The organism is Massilia sp. 9I (assembly GCF_902506415.1).
Lineage (GTDB): Bacteria > Pseudomonadota > Gammaproteobacteria > Burkholderiales > Burkholderiaceae_D > Telluria.
In genome coordinates this window covers 805,117-820,873 of sequence record NZ_LR733275.1, presented here as the reverse complement: position 1 = coordinate 820,873, position 15,757 = coordinate 805,117, and the positions used below count along the sequence as shown (strand labels likewise).

At 66.5% G+C, this 15,757-nt stretch carries 15 protein-coding genes and 1 pseudogene; 7 read left to right on the top strand and 9 right to left on the bottom strand.

Going from position 1 to position 15,757, the window contains the following annotated elements:
• Positions 1 to 25: 25 nt before the first annotated feature.
• Positions 26 to 883, top strand: coding sequence for a hypothetical protein (locus tag GV068_RS03750; RefSeq protein WP_159696066.1), 858 nt, complete (start codon positions 26 to 28; stop codon positions 881 to 883).
• Between the two features lie 14 nt (positions 884 to 897).
• On the opposite strand, the gene GV068_RS03745 is transcribed toward GV068_RS03750, so the two are convergent.
• Entirely contained in the window at positions 898 to 1,935 is a 1,038-nt protein-coding gene (locus GV068_RS03745) for an asparaginase (RefSeq protein WP_159696065.1), read from the bottom strand.
• A gap of 366 nt (positions 1,936 to 2,301) precedes the next feature.
• Between GV068_RS03745 and GV068_RS03740 the strand changes: the two genes are divergently transcribed.
• On the top strand, positions 2,302 to 2,712 hold the full coding sequence (locus tag GV068_RS03740) for a hypothetical protein (protein ID WP_159696064.1): 411 nt from the start codon (positions 2,302 to 2,304) through the stop codon (positions 2,710 to 2,712).
• Here the strand turns inward: GV068_RS03740 and GV068_RS03735 are convergent.
• Positions 2,698 to 3,564 (bottom strand): pirin family protein, encoded by an 867-nt coding sequence (locus GV068_RS03735; RefSeq protein WP_159696063.1) that lies wholly within the window; start codon positions 3,562 to 3,564, stop codon positions 2,698 to 2,700. The two genes, GV068_RS03740 and GV068_RS03735, sit on opposite strands and share 15 nt — an antisense overlap.
• A 125-nt stretch (positions 3,565 to 3,689) precedes the next feature.
• Between GV068_RS03735 and GV068_RS03730 the strand changes: the two genes are divergently transcribed.
• From GV068_RS03730 to GV068_RS03710, 5 genes are all read left to right on the top strand, one after another.
• A complete protein-coding gene (locus GV068_RS03730) occupies positions 3,690 to 5,204 on the top strand; it encodes a dipeptidase (protein ID WP_159696062.1) in 1,515 nt (504 codons plus the stop codon).
• A gap of 407 nt (positions 5,205 to 5,611) precedes the next feature.
• Entirely contained in the window at positions 5,612 to 6,727 is a 1,116-nt protein-coding gene (galT, locus tag GV068_RS03725) for a galactose-1-phosphate uridylyltransferase (RefSeq protein WP_159696061.1), read from the top strand.
• Positions 6,724 to 7,824, top strand: coding sequence for a Xaa-Pro peptidase family protein (locus tag GV068_RS03720; protein ID WP_159696060.1), 1,101 nt, complete (start codon positions 6,724 to 6,726; stop codon positions 7,822 to 7,824). Before galT ends, GV068_RS03720 begins: the two co-directional genes overlap by 4 nt.
• A complete protein-coding gene (gene galK / locus GV068_RS03715; RefSeq protein ID WP_159696059.1) occupies positions 7,821 to 8,912 on the top strand; it encodes a galactokinase in 1,092 nt (363 codons plus the stop codon). The genes GV068_RS03720 and galK overlap by 4 nt, the downstream gene beginning before the upstream one ends.
• Complete coding sequence (locus GV068_RS03710; RefSeq protein WP_159696058.1) at positions 8,909 to 10,735, top strand: glycoside hydrolase family 2 protein; 1,827 nt, start codon at positions 8,909 to 8,911, stop codon at positions 10,733 to 10,735. The genes galK and GV068_RS03710 overlap by 4 nt, the downstream gene beginning before the upstream one ends.
• 79 nt (positions 10,736 to 10,814) lie before the next feature.
• On the opposite strand, the gene GV068_RS03705 is transcribed toward GV068_RS03710, so the two are convergent.
• From GV068_RS03705 to GV068_RS03675, 7 genes and pseudogenes are all read right to left on the bottom strand, one after another.
• Entirely contained in the window at positions 10,815 to 11,399 is a 585-nt protein-coding gene (locus GV068_RS03705) for a hypothetical protein (RefSeq protein WP_159696057.1), read from the bottom strand.
• A 175-nt stretch (positions 11,400 to 11,574) separates the two neighbouring features.
• On the bottom strand, positions 11,575 to 11,973 hold the full coding sequence (locus GV068_RS03700) for a VanZ family protein (RefSeq protein ID WP_159696056.1): 399 nt from the start codon (positions 11,971 to 11,973) through the stop codon (positions 11,575 to 11,577).
• A gap of 77 nt (positions 11,974 to 12,050) precedes the next feature.
• Positions 12,051 to 12,362, bottom strand: a complete 312-nt coding sequence (locus GV068_RS03695) for a hypothetical protein (RefSeq protein ID WP_159696055.1) — start codon at positions 12,360 to 12,362, stop codon at positions 12,051 to 12,053.
• 558 nt (positions 12,363 to 12,920) lie between these two features.
• Positions 12,921 to 13,685: an SDR family NAD(P)-dependent oxidoreductase gene (locus GV068_RS03690; protein ID WP_159696054.1), complete on the bottom strand. Its 765-nt coding sequence runs from the start codon at positions 13,683 to 13,685 to the stop codon at positions 12,921 to 12,923.
• Between the two features lie 87 nt (positions 13,686 to 13,772).
• Complete coding sequence (locus GV068_RS03685; RefSeq protein WP_159696053.1) at positions 13,773 to 14,327, bottom strand: type II CAAX prenyl endopeptidase Rce1 family protein; 555 nt, start codon at positions 14,325 to 14,327, stop codon at positions 13,773 to 13,775.
• A 66-nt stretch (positions 14,328 to 14,393) separates the two neighbouring features.
• Positions 14,394 to 14,903, bottom strand: a complete 510-nt coding sequence (locus GV068_RS03680) for a TPM domain-containing protein (protein ID WP_159696052.1) — start codon at positions 14,901 to 14,903, stop codon at positions 14,394 to 14,396.
• A pseudogene (locus GV068_RS03675) lies at positions 14,903 to 15,750 on the bottom strand (YgcG family protein). The gene GV068_RS03680 and the pseudogene GV068_RS03675 overlap by 1 nt, the downstream one beginning before the upstream one ends.
• Between the last annotated feature and the right edge of the window lie 7 nt (positions 15,751 to 15,757).

The following is a 15,757-nucleotide window of genomic DNA, read 5'->3' as shown; positions in this document are numbered from 1 at the left end:
GCGCCTGGCAGAAGGGGAGGATGCCATGGCTGACGTGGCCTTGATTACGGTGCACGGAATGGGCGAAACCCTGCCCGACTATGCCGACAGGCTGATGGCCAGCCTGCGCGGGCGGCTGGGGGCGCTGGCGGGGCAGGTGGCGATGCGCTCCGTGTACTACCAGAAGATCTTGCAGGACAACCAGAACGCCATCTGGGAGATGACCCGCGAGCACGCCACGGTGCGCTACGCCGACCTGCGCAAGTTCGTGCTGTTCGGCTTCGGCGACGCCGCCGGCCTGGAAAACCGCAAGGAGATTCCGGGTTCGGTCTACGAGCTGGCGCAGGGCGAGATCGCCAGGGCGCTGCTATCGGCGCATGCCGTACGTCCCAACATGCCGGTGGTGTTCGTGGCCCAGTCGCTCGGCTGCCAGGTCCTGTCGAGCTACATCTACGATGCGCAAAAGGCCGCCAAGGGCCAGCCGGTCGGCGCCGGCATCTGGCGCAACATCGATGCCTGGGCGGAGGCGAGCCTGGGACGGCCCTTGACCGCGAGCGAAAAGACCTTCCTGGGCGCCGGCACCTGCGCGGCCCTGGTCACGACCGGCTGCAACATCCCGGTCTTCATCGCCGCCCACAAGATCATGCATATCATCCCGATCGAGCGCCCGACCTCGCTCTTCAAGTGGATCAACTTCTACGATCCGGACGACGTGCTCGGCTGGCCGCTGCAGCCGCTGCCGGGTGGTTACCGCGAACTGGTCGAAGACCGCGTCGTCAACGCCAACGGCGGCGTCGCCAGCCTGCTGCTGCGCAGCTGGAATCCGCTGGCCCACAACAGCTACTGGGATGATGGCACCGTGATCGACGCCATCGCCGCCATGCTGCGCAGGCTGGCCGCCTGAGTCCCCGCCAAACCTCACTCCCGGCCGGGTGCGGGCCCTTCGAGCGTGAACAGGGTGCGGATGTCGCCGGCCACCGCGCCGCGCGCATTGCGGATGGACGGCTGCCGGAACTGCTCGAGCTGGGCGCGCCGTTCTTCGTTCAATAGCCCGAGCTGATCCAGCACGCCGTACACCGCCGGGTGCAGGGCGCGGCTATTGCCGTCGGCGATCTTGATCGCGATGCCGATGCCGGCCGAGCGGATGCCGATCGCCTGCACCGCGTCGGCGCCGATCTTCGCTACCCAGTCGCCGCCGCCAGCCGTCATCCAGGCCAGGTCGGTGCGCGCCGTGCCCGAGACCATGTCCGGCCGCCCCGTCATCGCATCGAACAGGTCACCCATCGCGCCGCCCAGCAGCGGGTCGCTGCTGCCCTGCGCCAGGCGTGCATACAAGTGGGCCAGGCTGGACAGGGGCAGCGCATAGTTCGGCGCCGAGCAGCCGTCCAGGCCCGTCGGCATGCGCTCGGCCGGGATCCCGGCCACGTCCGCCAGCGTGGCGCGGATCGCCTGCTGCAGCGGATGGCTGCGCTCCACATAGCCGCGGGTCGGCGCGCCGTGCAGGCGGCACCAGGCCAAAAAGCCGCTGTGCTTGCCCGAGCAGTTGTGGTGCAGCGGGGTCCACGTGCGGTCGGTCGGCGCCGGCTGGCCGGTGAACTCGTAGAACAGGGGCGTGGCGCAGCCGCATTCCAGATGCCCGGCGTCGAGGCCGATCTTGTCCAGGATCGCCTGCACGCCTTCCAGGTGCTTGTCCTCCCCCGAGTGGCTGGCGCACAGCAGCGCCAGTTCGGCGCGGCTCAAGCCATAGCGCGCCGGCCCGTCGGACAGGATGAAGGGCAGGGCCTGGAAGGGCTTGAGCGCGGAGCGCGTGAAGGTGGGGTAGTGCGGGTCGCCGGCCGCATGCAGCAGGCGGCCGTGGACGTCGACCACGGCGATCGAACCGGCGTGCACGTTCTCGATGACGTTGCCGGTATCGGGATAGCCACGGGTGGTGGCGACGAGGGGAATGGCTGGCATGGGCGTGTGGGAGCGAGTGGTAAACAGCACTACTGTAAGACATCTGGAAACATGCAGACGCACGTTCGGCTATTGCCCGTTCAGCCCGTCAATCCAGGCGATCCGGGACATCTGCACGGCGTGCAGACGTCCGGCAAAGGCACGAATATGCACCTCCCGTCTGGCCCGCATTTTCGACGTTTCGTCCTGCTTTTCCGACGTTTCGGCGCGAGCCGCTTGAGCCTGTCCGGCGCATCGCTACACTTCCCTCATCGCCAGACAAACCTAGATAAACGCTGGCGAACTTGAATACGTGGACCGCGCGGCGCGAGTGACAAGCCGCACAGGTCCGAACCTTCGAATTCGACCTGAAAGGAAGTACCCATCATGCGCACCAAACTCCTGCTGGCAGCCGCCGCCACCTTCTTCACCCTGACCGCTACGGGCGTAGCTACTGCAGCACCGCAAGGCGAAGGCACCGAACGCGTCAACGTCGTCGGCGTCCAGCCGACCCAGGCCATCATGAGCCCGATGATGTTCGATAACGTGCAGGGCCTGTACGAGCTCGAAGACGGCCGCATGCTGACCGTGACCGGCAAGGTCGATGGCCGCCACCGCACCCTGTATGCGGACCTGGGCGACGGCCAGGTCGAGCTGATCCACATCGGCAAGAGCCGCTTCGTCGCTGCCGGCAAGGACCTGCGCTTCGCCTTCGAGCGTCCGAACAGCCGCCGCCTGCCGGACACCGTCTACATCACCAACCTGGCCGGCCGCCAGGTCGCGCTAGCCCAGCGCTGATCCGAAGCGTCCCGCCTGGTAGTCCGCGATGGCCTGCGCGATCTCTTCGCGCGTGGTCATCACGAAGGGGCCATGCGCCACCACCGGTTCCCCGATCGGATCCGCATGGCCGAACACCAGCAGCGCGTCCTGGCTGGCGTTGATCTCGACCGTATCGCCGGTCTCGTCCAGCTCCACCAGGTGCATCGGGCTGACCAGGTCAGCGTGCTTGCCGACCTGGATCACGCCGCGCACCACGTACAGGAACACGTTGCGTCCTTCCAATCCGCCAAAGCGGATGCCGGCGCCGGCGCGCATCTCCACGGTGCTCATGAAGACGCCCGTGAGCGAAGCGATCGGCCCGGTGCTGCCTTCGTACTCCCCTGCAATCAGGTTCAGCGTCACCCGGCCCTCATCGAGCCTGAGTGCGGGGATGTCCGCGCGCTGCAGGCCGGTGTAGGCCGGCTCGCTCATCTTCAGGCGCGAGGGCAGGTTCACCCACAGCTGCAGGATCTCGATCGGGCCGCCGCGTTCGAGGAATTCGCGTGGCGAGATTTCCGCATGCACGATGCCGCGCCCGGCCGTCATCCACTGCACACCGCCTGCATGGATCACGCTTTCGTGGCCGGCATTGTCGCGGTGCGCCAGGCTGCCCTCGAGGATAAAGGTGACGGTCTCGAAGCCACGGTGCGGGTGCGGGCCGAAGGGCAGGCCGCGGTTGTGCGGCGGATAGGTCTGCGGCCCGTGGTGGTTGAGGAACAGGAAAGGGTCGATCTGGTCGACCAGGCGGCCCGGCAGCGGACGCTGCGTGATCAGGTCGCCGATATCGTCGCGCATCGCGGGATGCAGGCGGTGGACGTTGCGGGCGGTCATTGGTGGCTCCTTGGATTCACAGCCTTTCACGATACCTGAAGCCCGCCTGCCGCGGGCACACGCCTGTGCTAGACTCTTTTCGCTTTGCAACACCGCTTTGCAAACGACTTTGGAGACCGGCACACATGATTCGACACACCCTGCTTGCCAGCCTGCTGCTGGCGTCCTTTTCCCTGCCGGCCGGCGCGGCCACCAAGGCGCCGAGCGACACCGCCGTCAAGACCGCCAAGTATGCGGTGACCACCTACCGCAAGGACATCGTCGACACCCTGGCCAAGCTGGTGAGCTTCAACACGGTGGCCGACAAGACCATCCCGGCCGACAAGAACCCGGTCCACATCGCCTTCAAGGAAGCGCTCAAGGCGGAGGCCGAGCGCCTGGGCCTGGATTACACCGACCACGGATGGACCGTGGTGATTGGTCTGGGGCAGGGCAGCGAACGGGTCGGCGTCGTCACCCACGGCGACGTGCAGCCGGTCGACCCGAGCAAGTGGAAGAAGTCGCCCTTCGTGCTGGACCGTACCAGCGAGCCGGGCAAGCTGCTGGCGCGCGGCGCCGAGGACGACAAAGGGCCGATCGCCACCGCGCTGTACGCGATGAAGGCGATCCGCGACAAGGGCGTGCCGCTGTCCAAGCGCATCGAGCTCTACGTGTACCTGGGCGAGGAATCCGATTGGCAGCCGCTGGTCGAATTCCTGAAAACCCACCAGCCGCCGCAGGTCAACATCACGCTCGACGCCGAATATCCGGCAGTGACGGCGGAGAAGGGCTCCGGCCTGGTCGCCGTGACCATCCCGAAGGCGGGCGCGGCCGCGCCGCCGCAGGGCGAGCCCTACGTGGCCGAATTCGGCGGCGGCTTCTTCATCACCCAGATTCCCGAGGATGCCAATGCGCTGATCGCCAACGCCACACCGGAACTCGAGCAGGCCATCCGCGCCCGCGGCGCCAAGCAGGAAGGCATGCAGTACAGCTTCACCTGGCAGGGCAGCAACCTGGCCATCAAGGCCAAGGGCGTGTCGGCCCATTCGTCCAAGCCGGAAGACGGCGTCAACGCGGTCAGCATGCTGGCCGATGCGCTGGCGGTGCGCCCCTGGGCCAACACCACGGCCGGCGCCACGGTCAACTACCTGAACGAGATGGTCGGCACCGGCATCTACGGCGAGAAGTTCGGCGCCATCGCCTACCGCGACAGCTTCATGGGTCCGATGAGCTTTGCGCCGACCGTGATCAAGCAGAACGAGGACGGCATCGAAGTGCAGATCAACCTGCGCCGCCCGCAGGGCAAGAGCGGTGAGCAGCTCACCGCCGAGATCAATGCCGCGCTGGCGAAGTGGCAGGCGAGCCGGCTGCCGCTGGCCAACGTCAAGGTGCGCGTCAACGAGCCGTGGGTGCAGAAGAACGCACCGCACCTGCCGACCCTGATGAACGTGTTCTCCTACTTCACCGGCATGAAGGATCCGCAGCCGATCGCGATCGGCGGCGGCACCAATTCGCGCCTGTTCCCGGGCGCGGTCAGCTTCGGTCCGGCAATGCCGGGCAAGGTCTACACCGGTCACTCGGAGCACGAGTTCATCACCGAGAAGCAGTTGTTGCTGAACCTGCAGATGTACACGGCGGTGCTGGTCGAGCTGGCGAAATAAGCCAATACTTCCTCATCCGAGCCCCGGCCTGTGCCGGGGCTTTTTTTTACCCCGGCGGGTTAGGGCGCTCAACATCATGATCATGTCGAGTTTGTAGGCCTTTATCTCGCCAAAATGTGTAAAAATTTCTAGTGGTTTTGTAGGATTGTACTTACAGAACTGAGCCGCTATATGAGGCGCGATCCGTCTTTCCCTAGGAGTGACAGGGCAGGCTGCGAAGACGGCTTTTTCCCTGCGACGCCAGGTCGTTGATGGCTGGAAAATACCTCGGTTCTAGAGGGAAAATCTGACGAAATCAGCATGATAGGATCGTTGTTACAGATCGCGAGCAGACCGGGATCCCCGGTGCCTGCTCGCGCGCATTCGCTTCATTCATCAAGCCTTTTGCCCGACATTTTTTGGATGCCATGCACAGCAAAGATCTCAAGAAGCCGGACGGACGCAACATCACCCTGTACAGCAACCAGCCGATCCCGGAAGGCCTCACTGCGCCCAGCCCCTTCCCCGATCCCCAGCACGCCAATCCGCATTTGCGCTGGCACCCGCTGCGCGGCGAATGGGTGACCTACGCTGCGTTCCGCCAGAACCGTACCTACCAGCCGCCGCCGCAGTACAACCCGCTGGCGCCGATCAGCGATCCGCAGCACCCGACCGAGATGCCAGCCGGCGACTACGAGATCGCGGTGTTCGACAACCGCTTCCCCTCGCTGGCGCTGGAGTCGCACGATCCGCCCAGCGTGACGGTGCCGACCGCACCCGCCAACGGCCACTGCGAAGTGGTGGTGTTCACCCAGGACCCGAACTCCTCGCTGGCCTCGCTGCCGCTGTCGCGCATCGAGCTGCTGCTCTACGCATGGGGCGACCGCACCCAGCGCATCGGCAGCCACCCGCACATCCACTACGTGCTGCCTTTCGAAAACCGCGGCGCTGAAGTGGGCGTGACCCTGCACCACCCGCACGGCCAGATCTATTCCTATCCCTTCGTGCCCTCGGTGCCGGCGCGCCAGCTGGCGCAGGAGCGCGAGTACTTCCTGCAGCACGGCACCAGCCTGCTGTGCGACATGGCGCGCGACGAAGCGGCGGACGGCAAGCGCGTGCTGTACCAGGACGAGCATGCGATCGCCTTCGTGCCGGCCTGCGCCCGCTACCCCTACGAGGTGTGGGTGATGCCGACCGCGCCCTGCAAGGATTTCGCGGCCCTGACCCCGCCGCAGCGCGCCGGCCTGGCGCGCGCGCTCAAGACCGTCCTGATGAAGTTCGAGGCGCTGTGGAACCGGCCCTTCCCCTACCTGATGGCCTGGTACCAGGCGCCGACCGACGGCGCCGAGCATCCGGAAACCCAGCTGCACGCCCAGTTCTATCCGCCGTACCGCACCAAGGACCGCCTCAAGTACCTGGCCGGCACCGAGCTGGCGGCCGGCATGTTCGCGATGGACGTGCTGCCCGAGACCACCGCCTACGAGCTGCAGCAGGTGGAGGTCAGCCTGGACGGCGAGGGCGGCCCCGCGGAGGGTCGCGCATGACCGGAGCCCAGCCACGCGCCCTCGAGGTCGCGGACAAGCTGGCGGTCCTGCGTGCGCACCTGGCCGCGGCGAGCGCGGGCGCGATCCGCCTGCGCGGCGTCGACTGGTTCGCCTGGCTGACCGCAGGCGGCTCGAACGCCGTGCTGCACACCACCGACGGCGGCGTGGCCGAAGTGCTGGTCACGCCGGAAGAGGCCTGCATCCTGACCGACGAAATCGAGGCCGAGCGCCTGCGCGCCGAGGAGCTGCCCGAAGGCTTCACCTACCACGTCGAACCCTGGGCCGAGCCCGAGCTGCGCGAACGCTACGTGCAGAACGCGGCCGCCGGCCGCAGCATCATGTCGGACCGTCCGGCGGCGGGCGAACAGCCGCTGCCCTACGCATTGCGCCAGCGCCGCCTGGTGCTGGGCCCGGACGAACGCGAGCGCTACCGCGTGCTGGGCCGCGAGGCCGCGCAGGCGATAAGCGAGGTCTTGCAGCGCGCCCGGCCTGACTGGACCGAGCAGCAGCTGGCCGGCGCCGGCGCCGAAGCGCTGTGGCGCCGCGGCATCCATCCGGCGCTGGTGCTGGCCGCCGGCGAGCGCCGCCTGCCGGCCTATCGCCATCCGACGCCTTCGCACGAGCCGCTGGGAAGCCGCGCCATGCTGGTGTTCTGCGCGCGCCGCCACGGCCTGTATGCCAACCTCACGCGCTTCGTCAGCTTCGGCGCACCGGCGCCGCTGGACGAGCAGCGCGCGCTGATGGAGGTCGAGGCCACCGGCCTGGCCGCCGTCCAGCCGGGCAAGTCGCTGTCGGCCGTGTACCACGCGCTCGACGCGGCCTATAAACACGCGGACCGCGAGAACGCGATCCGCGAGCACCACCAGGGCGGCATCACCGGCTACAAGGCGCGCGAGATCGTCGCGGGCCCCAGCACCGCCACGCTGCTCGAAGAAGGCATGGCCTTCGCATTCAACCCGAGCTTCGCGGGCGTGAAGATCGAAGACACTTTCCTGCTCGGGCCTGACGGGCTCGAGAATCTCACGTTCGACCCCGGCTGGCCGGCGGCGGACGTACATGGCCGCAAGCGGCCCCTTTGGCTGGAGGCGCAAGCATGATGAACACCGACACCTTCTTCGGCGGCGCGCCGGAAGTGAACGCGTCGGCGCCGGGACGCGTCAACCTGCTCGGCGAGCACACCGACTACAACGACGGCTTCATGCTGCCGGTGGCGACGCCCCAGGGCACCATGGTGGCGATGAGCCGCAGCGGCGACGAGCACTTCCACTTCTATTCGCCGACCTTCGACAACACCGTTACGTTTGCCCAGGACGGCAGTGCACCGCAGGGCTACGGCAGCTACATCGAGGGCTGCATCCGCCTGGTCCAGGCCGAGGGCGTGCAAGTGCCGCCGCTGCGCGTCTACATCACCACCAACCTGCCGGTCGGTTCGGGCCTGTCGTCTTCGGCCGCGCTCGAGGTGGCGACCCTGCGCGCGCTGCGCGCGCTGCTCGGCTTCGAACTCGACGACGTCAAGCTGGCCCGCATCGCCCAGCGCGCCGAGATCGAATACGCGCACGTGAACTGCGGGATCATGGACCAGATGGCATCCAGCCTGGCCGACGAGACCAACATGCTGTTCATCGATGCGCGCACGCTGGAGCATCGCCTGGTCAAGATGCCGCCCGATACGGAACTGATCGTGATCGACTCGGGCGTCGCGCGCAAGCTCGCGGCCAGCAAGTACAACGAGCGCCGCGCCGAGTGCGAAGAGGCCTCGCGCAAGCTGGGCGTGCAGGCGCTGCGCGACGTTACCGACCCGGCATCGGTGGAGGACCTGCCGTCGCCGATGCGCGAGCGCGCCCGCCACGTGGTGCAGGAAAACCTGCGCGTGCTGGAAGCGGCGCAGGGCGTCAGCGCCGAGCGTTTCGGCGAACTGATGAACGCGTCGCACTTCAGCCTGCGCGACGACTACGAAGTTTCGATCCCCGAGCTGGACGAGCTGTGCGAGCACCTGCGTGCGGCGCCCAGCGTGCTCGGGGCGCGCCTGACCGGCGCCGGTTTCGGCGGCGCGTGCGTGGCGCTGTGCCGTGCGGGGCAGGCGCAAGAAGCGGCCGCCGCCGCGCTGGCGGCCTACAACAGCAAGCAAGGACGACAGGGCCGGATCCTGGTTCCGGTTCCGACTGAACAGAAAGGACAACAATGAATCAGTTTGAATACCCCCGTCCCCAGCTGGTGCGCGACAACTGGATCAATCTGAACGGGAAGTGGCGCTTCTGCTTTGACGACGAGATGAAATACCGGCTGCCTGACGGCGCGCCGGAATGGACGCACGAAATCAACGTGCCGTTCGCGGTCGAGACGGAACTGAGCGGCATCCAGGACACGGGCTTCCACCGCGCCGTCTGGTACGAGCGCGAGTTCGAGCTCACGCCCAACAAGAAGCGCACCATCCTGCACTTCGGCGCGGTCGACTTCGCGGCCCGGGTCTGGGTCAATGGCCGCCTGGTGGCGGAGCACGAGGGCGGCCACACGCCGTTTCAGGCCGACATCACCGGCGTCATGAACGAAAACGGCAAGCAGGTGGTGACGGTGTTCGTCGAGGACGACCCGGCCGACCTGGCCAAGCCGCGCGGCAAGCAGGACTGGCTGCTGGAACCGCACTCGATCTGGTATCCGCGCACCACCGGCATCTGGCAGACGGTCTGGGTCGAGCAGGTCGAGGACACCTACATCGCCTCGCTGCGCTGGACCCCGATTTTCGAAACCTACGAGATCGGCTGCGAGGTGTTCGCGGCCGGCCATACCCAGCAGGAGCTGTTCGTCGAGGTCAAGATCTGGCATGGCGAACAGCTGCTGGCGGACGACTACTACAAGCTGCTGCAGGGCGAAGCCAACCGCAAGATCGCGCTGTCCGACCCCGGCATCGACGACTCCCGCAACGAGATCCTGTGGAGCCCGGAACGCCCGACCCTGCTCGATGCGGAAGTGACGCTGCGCTGCGGCGACCGCGTGCTCGACCGTATTCGCTCGTACACTGCGCTGCGCTCGGTCTCGATCAACCGCGACCGCTTCATGCTCAATGGCCGTCCCTACCAGCTGCGCCTGGTGCTGGACCAGGGCTACTGGCCGGAATCCTTCATGACTGCGCCGTCGGACGAGCACCTCAAGCGCGACGTCGAGCTGGTCAAGCTGATGGGCTTCAACGGCGTGCGCAAGCACCAGAAGATCGAGGACCCGCGCTTCCTGTACTGGGCCGACAAGCTGGGCCTGCTGGTATGGGAAGAGATGCCTTCGGCCTACCGCTTCAGCTCGCGCGCGATCACACGCATGGTGCGCGAGTGGACCGAAGCGATCCAGCGCGACTACAGCCACCCCTGCATCATCGTGTGGGTTGCCTTCAATGAATCCTGGGGCGTGCCGAACCTCACGCTCACCCAGGCCCACCGCAATGCGGTCGAGGCGCTGTACCACCTGACGCGCACGCTCGATTCGACGCGTCCGGTGATCGGTAACGACGGCTGGGAGGCGTCGGCCACCGACATCCTCGGCATCCACGACTACGACTGCGATCCGGAAAAGCTGCAGGCGCGCTACGCGGTCACCGACCCGGTGCGCACCCTGTTCGATCAGCGGCGTCCGGGCGGCCGCATCCTGACCCTGGACGGCTTCCCGCACCGCGGCCAGCCGATCGTGCTGACCGAGTTCGGCGGCATCGCCTACGATCCGAAGCAGGATCCGGACGCGGACAAGACCACCTGGGGTTACTCGCGTGCCCACTCGGCCGAGAGCTACCTGTCGCTGTACCGCGACCTCTTGCGCGTGGTGAACGAGACCTTCATGTTCTCCGGTTTCTGCTACACGCAGTTCACCGACACCTTCCAGGAAGCGAACGGCCTGCTCAACGCCGACCGTACGCCGAAGCTGCCGCTGGAAGTCATCAGCGCCGCCACCCGCAACGTGGCCCTGCAGCGCAAGGAGATCGAGGCGGAAGGCGATGGCATCCCGGGTGGCACCGGCATGCCGTAAGCATCGCGCCGATGCCGGCAAGGGAAGCGCACCGGATCCGGTGCGCTTTTTTTATGCCTGGGGCGACCGCGGCGATGCTTCAGCGCTGGATGGCGCCGCTGGTGACGTTCACCCGGTCGCCGCTGCGGAAGTCGGGCGTGGTGTCCTGGGTGATGGCCTGGGTGCTGCCGTCGTCCATGCGCACCGTGATGCGGTAGCTGTTGGAGCCGGTGGCGCCGCTCGAGCCGGTGCTGCCGGACGAGCCGGAGCTGCCCATGCTGCCGGCGCTTGCGCGCGGGATGACCTCGATCGCCAGCACGGTGCTGTTGGGCGAGGCGCTGGCCGCGCTCGAGGCGCCGGTGGCGCCGGACGCGCCGGTGCTGCCCATGGCGCCCGAGCTGCCCGAGCTGCCGCTCCCCATGCTGCTGCCGCTGCTGCTCGAGCTGCCGCTGCTGCCGGTGGGATTGCCGGACGCGTCGGTGGCGCTGCCCGAACCGTAGCTGCTGGAACCGCCGGTGCCGGTTGCGCCGCCGGTGCCGCTGGAACCGCCCGAGGTGCTGCCGCTCGTGCCGCTGCTGCCGCCGGACGAACTGTCGCCGCCGCCGCGCATGCTGGAGCACCCGGTCAGGCCCAGCGCGACAGTCAGCAAGCCCGCCAGGATCATGCTCTGGTGTTTTTGCTTCATGATCAACTCCTTATGGTGGATGTTCAATCGTGGATGTTCAATCGGATGCGTGACGATGCCACGTGCCACTGGAGTGAGAGGGGAGAAAGGCGTCAGCGTTCCAGCTGACTCGGGTTCAAGCTGAGCTGAATCAAGCTCGCCACGAGGGCGGCAGATTTTTCGGGGGGAAGGAAGGTCAGCGCTGGCGCACGCTGTCCTGAGGCAGCAGCACGGCCAGCAGGGTGCTGGTCAGCACGGCGGCGGTGACGTCGACCATCCAGTCGCGCACATCGCCGTTGCGGTAAGGCAGGAAGCTCTGGACCAGCTCGTCGCCGGCGCCCATCAGGGCGATCGCCAGCACCGCCTTGGCGGCGCGCACCGGTCCGCTCCCCGTGCTGCCGAGGAACCACAGCAGGGCCAGGAAGGCGTAGGTGAAGCCGTGCAGCACCACCCCTGGCGCGAATTCGCCCACCTCGGCACGCGCCCCCGGGATTGATCCGGCCACCAGCACGCCCGCATACAGCAGCAGGGCGGCCTTGATACGGGCGGAACGCAGGCGGGGATCGAGCAGCAGGAGCGACAGGAAAGCGGGCATGGCGGCAGATCGTTGGGCAAATGCCAACGATACCATGCCATTCTTCTTGCTTGTCACACCGGAAGAGCGCCTGGCGCTCAGATCGTCAGCGCCGGGGCGCCGTCCGCATAGTGGGCGTCGAAACAGCTTTCGCAATCGGCGCAGAACAGGTGTGCCATGCGCACGCTGTTCTGCCGCAGCACCAGCTTCAGGTGGGTGTGCTCGCACTTGGGACAGATTTCGCGCACGCTGCCGAAGGTCAGGAGGTTCAGCGGGACGCTGTCTTCGTCGAGCTGGTCGATGACGGCATGGGGATTCAGTTCGCTCAGCACCAGGCCGCCGTCCGCGTGGTGGCGGCGCGAGGGGGCTTCGGGCGGATGCGCGTAAGTCTCGGATACACGTAGATTCATAGGACAGGCTCCCATTATCATGTTGTCTCCGCAACCCTGCAGGCAAGGAAAACTGCAAGGCGGGAGCTTCATCATAGCCAAATCCCGTGCGGCTTCAAGCTGTGCCGGGATTTTTTTGTTAGCGTGTTGCCAATATGAAGAAAAAAATGCCCGTCAGGAGCTGACGGGCACAACCCAAGATCGGGCCAAGAGACGCGAATTCGGTTGGTGTGTTGCACGCCGTGCAGCACACCTGCTGCCATCACGCATATCGGTTGCGTGTACGGCAGGTGATTCAAAGTATATGGCTTGATTGTGACCACGCCGTGACAGCGATCAAACGCCACCCCCTTGCGCGCGAACTGTTCCAGCTGCTAGTGATCTCAACAATATGGCGCAGGACGCGCGTGGCGGGACAAAAAAAAGCCCGCTCGAGGCGGGCTTAAAACTATTTTCTTGGAGGAGAATAGTGGAGACAGGTGCAATTATGCTGCGTCGCCAAATATACGTCCAATTTTGAATACGGATACCAGACATTGATAATTCGCATATCTGTTCCAATAAGCACCCCCTGATTTTCTATTCGCGCACCGGCACCGTGTAATTCAGCGCCATGCGGCCGCCGTCCGCGTACAGGGTCTGGCCGGTCATGTAAGAGGCGTCCTCGCTGGCCAGGAAGGCGCAGATCGAGGCCACTTCTTCCGGCTCGCCGCAGCGTCCCAGGGGCGTGCGCGACAGGATCGTGTGGCGCGCTTCCGGGCTGCCGAGCACGGCTTTCTTGGCCAGTTCGGTCAGGATCGTACCCGGGCCGATCGCATTCACGCGGATTCCGTGTTCCGCAAGGCTGATTGCGGCCACGCGGGTCAGCTGGTTGACGCCGCCCTTGGAGACGACGTAGGGCACCTGGTTCGGAATCGTCAGCTCGGCATTCACGCTCGACATGTTGATGATGCAGCCCGCCTGGCGCTTGACCATCTCGCGCGCCACGCCCTGGCTGCACAGGAACATCGATTTCAGGTTGATGCGCAGGACGCGGTCGAAGTCGGCTTCTTCCAGCTCGAGGAAGTTGGCCGCATGGGTCACGCCGGCATTGTTGACCAGGATGTCGATCTGGCCGAAGGCGCTCAGCGTGGCGGCGATCATCGCATCCACCTCCGGCTTCAGGCTGACATCCGCCTGGTAGAAGCGCGCCGCCTCGCCCAGTGCGGCGGCAGCCTGCGCGCCTTCGGGACGGACGTCGACGAGCATCACACGCGCGCCTTCCTGCACCAGGCGGGTGGCGCAGGCAAGGCCGATGCCCTGGCTGGCGCCGGTCACGATCGCGGTTTTGTTGGCTAGTCTCATGGCGCTCTTTCGTAGCATTAAAAGCCGCCATTGTAGCCAGCCTCGAAAGCCGCCGGCCATTCCGTCCCGGCCGCAGCCTCCGCAAGCCTATGCGGCACCCGTCGCCTGGAGCACGGAGATGCCGATGACCATCCCGTTCTGGACCGCATGCGCACTGGCGGCGGCGACATAGGCAGGACCGACGCCCTCGCGCCGCAGCGCCGCATACGCGCAGGCGAGCACGATCCCGGTGCAGAAGCTGGTGATCCCGTGCAGCGGGCCGCCGTTCACGTAGTGGCCGAAGCCGAACAGGAGCGCGCTAGACAGTACCCACACGAGCGGGCCGGCGTCGAGGCGGCGCGCAATTTCAATCGGCAGCCATTGCGCGAGGGTCTCGAGGAGCGGTGCGTAGACAAGGACCATGACCACCATGCCGGCGGGGCTGAACCAGCGCAGTCCGCTCGCGGCCGAGCTGCCCCATAGTTCGGGCGGCAGGAAAAATCCGGCGAGCTGGTAGGCGATGGCGGCGCAGAGCAGGCCCAGCGGACCCATGCTGCTGCCCAGCGCCAGCGCGGCGCGGTAGGGATGCCGTTCGCGCAGGGAGCGCCAGCGCGCCAACCACGGCGAAACGGATTTACCTGGAGATGCCAGAGCGCTATCCATGATGTGCCCGCCTTGAAAGCCTGGTCGCTGCGCCGCCGGGCCGCGTGCCCCGCGCATACGCACACCTTACAGCATCAGCGGCTTGTCGGGCAATTCGTTGGCGCGGCTGCCGTTGGCCGGGAAGTGCTGGCGCAGCAGCTCGTTCACCTGCTTGACCGCGCCCAGGGTCGCATCGTGGAATTGGCCGTCCCTGAAACCTTCGGTCATGGTGCGGCATACCGCCTGCCAGGTGGCGCTGTCGATCCTGCGGTCGATGCCGCGGTCGGCGACGATGTCCACCTTGTGCTCGGCCAGGTTGATGTAGATGAGCACACCGCAGTTGTCCTCGGTGTCCCACACGCCGTAGTCGGCGAACAGGGCCAGGGCACGCTGGCGGTTGCTCACGCCGTCCCAGGCGTCGTCGAAGGGCAGGGCCTTTTCGACGATCAGGCGCACTTCGCCGCGGTGGGTCTGCTCGCCGGCCGTGATGGCTTCCGTGATCGCCGTGAGCGTCGCTTCCGGGAAGGCGCGCTTGGCGTCCGCGCTGCTGCTGCCCAGGTGGCGCCAGGCGCGCTTGATGTTTTGTCCAATACCCATTACCAGGCTCCCGAGGCGCCGCCGCCGTCGACGCTGCCCCCGCCGCCGGAGAAGCCGGCGCGCCAAAGCCGCCCCCACCGCCGCCGAAGCCGCCGCCACCGCGCCCCATGCCGCTCATGATGTTGCCAAGGATGATGCCGGTGGCGACATTGCCCAGGCCACTGCTGTTGCGCCCCCAATGATGCGGGGACAGCCGGCTGCGGCGTGGACGGAAGATCGAGCGCAGCAGGAAGAAGCCGATGATGAGGGGAATGATGCCGAACAGCGAAAAGCCGCCGCTGTCCTGCTGCACCTGGCGCTGCGGCAGCTGTTGCTGTGCCGGGGCCGGGAATTTTTCCTGGTTCAGCAAGGTGGCGATGGCGCCAACGCCGGCCACCAGGCCTTCGTAATAATGGTTCTGGCGGAAGTGCGGTGCGATCACGTCCTGCAGGATGCGTTTCGACTGCGCGTCGGTGAGCACGCCCTGCACCCCGCGTCCGGCCTCGATGCGCAGCCGGCGCAGCGCGCTCGGGTTGTCGCGCGCCACCATCAGGAGCACGCCGTCATCGACGCCCTTGCGTCCCAGCTTCCAGGCGTCGGTGACGCGGATGCTGAACTGCTCGATGGCTTCCGGTTCGGTCGATTTCACCAGCAACACCGCGATCTGGCTGCCGGTGCGCGCCTCATAGTCGGCCAGCACGGCGCTCAAGCGCTCGCGCTGGCTGGCGTCGAGCATGCCGGCTTCGTCGACCACGCGCCCGCTCAAGGCCGGAACCTGCTTGAGCTGGGCAAACGCGGGCGCGGCCAGCACGAAAGCCAGCAGCAAGGCCCACAGGGAACGCAAGAAACGGCCGCTCGACGCGTGCATCGTGTGC

What these genes read in the sequence shown, in the direction of transcription:
- GV068_RS03695 (WP_159696055.1), bottom strand. Translation starts at nt 12,362, where the DNA reads ATGAATCTACGTGTATCCGAGACTTACGCGCATCCGCCCGAAGCCCCC.
- GV068_RS03740 (WP_159696064.1), top strand. Translation starts at nt 2,302, where the DNA reads ATGCGCACCAAACTCCTGCTGGCAGCCGCCGCCACCTTCTTCACCCTG.
- galT (WP_159696061.1), top strand. Translation starts at nt 5,612, where the DNA reads ATGCACAGCAAAGATCTCAAGAAGCCGGACGGACGCAACATCACCCTG.
- GV068_RS03710 (WP_159696058.1), top strand. Translation starts at nt 8,909, where the DNA reads ATGAATCAGTTTGAATACCCCCGTCCCCAGCTGGTGCGCGACAACTGG.
- GV068_RS03700 (WP_159696056.1), bottom strand. Translation starts at nt 11,973, where the DNA reads ATGCCCGCTTTCCTGTCGCTCCTGCTGCTCGATCCCCGCCTGCGTTCC.
- galK (WP_159696059.1), top strand. Translation starts at nt 7,821, where the DNA reads ATGATGAACACCGACACCTTCTTCGGCGGCGCGCCGGAAGTGAACGCG.
- GV068_RS03705 (WP_159696057.1), bottom strand. Translation starts at nt 11,399, where the DNA reads ATGAAGCAAAAACACCAGAGCATGATCCTGGCGGGCTTGCTGACTGTC.
- GV068_RS03735 (WP_159696063.1), bottom strand. Translation starts at nt 3,564, where the DNA reads ATGACCGCCCGCAACGTCCACCGCCTGCATCCCGCGATGCGCGACGAT.
- GV068_RS03750 (WP_159696066.1), top strand. Translation starts at nt 26, where the DNA reads ATGGCTGACGTGGCCTTGATTACGGTGCACGGAATGGGCGAAACCCTG.
- GV068_RS03720 (WP_159696060.1), top strand. Translation starts at nt 6,724, where the DNA reads ATGACCGGAGCCCAGCCACGCGCCCTCGAGGTCGCGGACAAGCTGGCG.
- GV068_RS03685 (WP_159696053.1), bottom strand. Translation starts at nt 14,327, where the DNA reads ATGGATAGCGCTCTGGCATCTCCAGGTAAATCCGTTTCGCCGTGGTTG.
- GV068_RS03745 (WP_159696065.1), bottom strand. Translation starts at nt 1,935, where the DNA reads ATGCCAGCCATTCCCCTCGTCGCCACCACCCGTGGCTATCCCGATACC.
- GV068_RS03730 (WP_159696062.1), top strand. Translation starts at nt 3,690, where the DNA reads ATGATTCGACACACCCTGCTTGCCAGCCTGCTGCTGGCGTCCTTTTCC.
- GV068_RS03680 (WP_159696052.1), bottom strand. Translation starts at nt 14,903, where the DNA reads ATGGGTATTGGACAAAACATCAAGCGCGCCTGGCGCCACCTGGGCAGC.
- GV068_RS03690 (WP_159696054.1), bottom strand. Translation starts at nt 13,685, where the DNA reads ATGAGACTAGCCAACAAAACCGCGATCGTGACCGGCGCCAGCCAGGGC.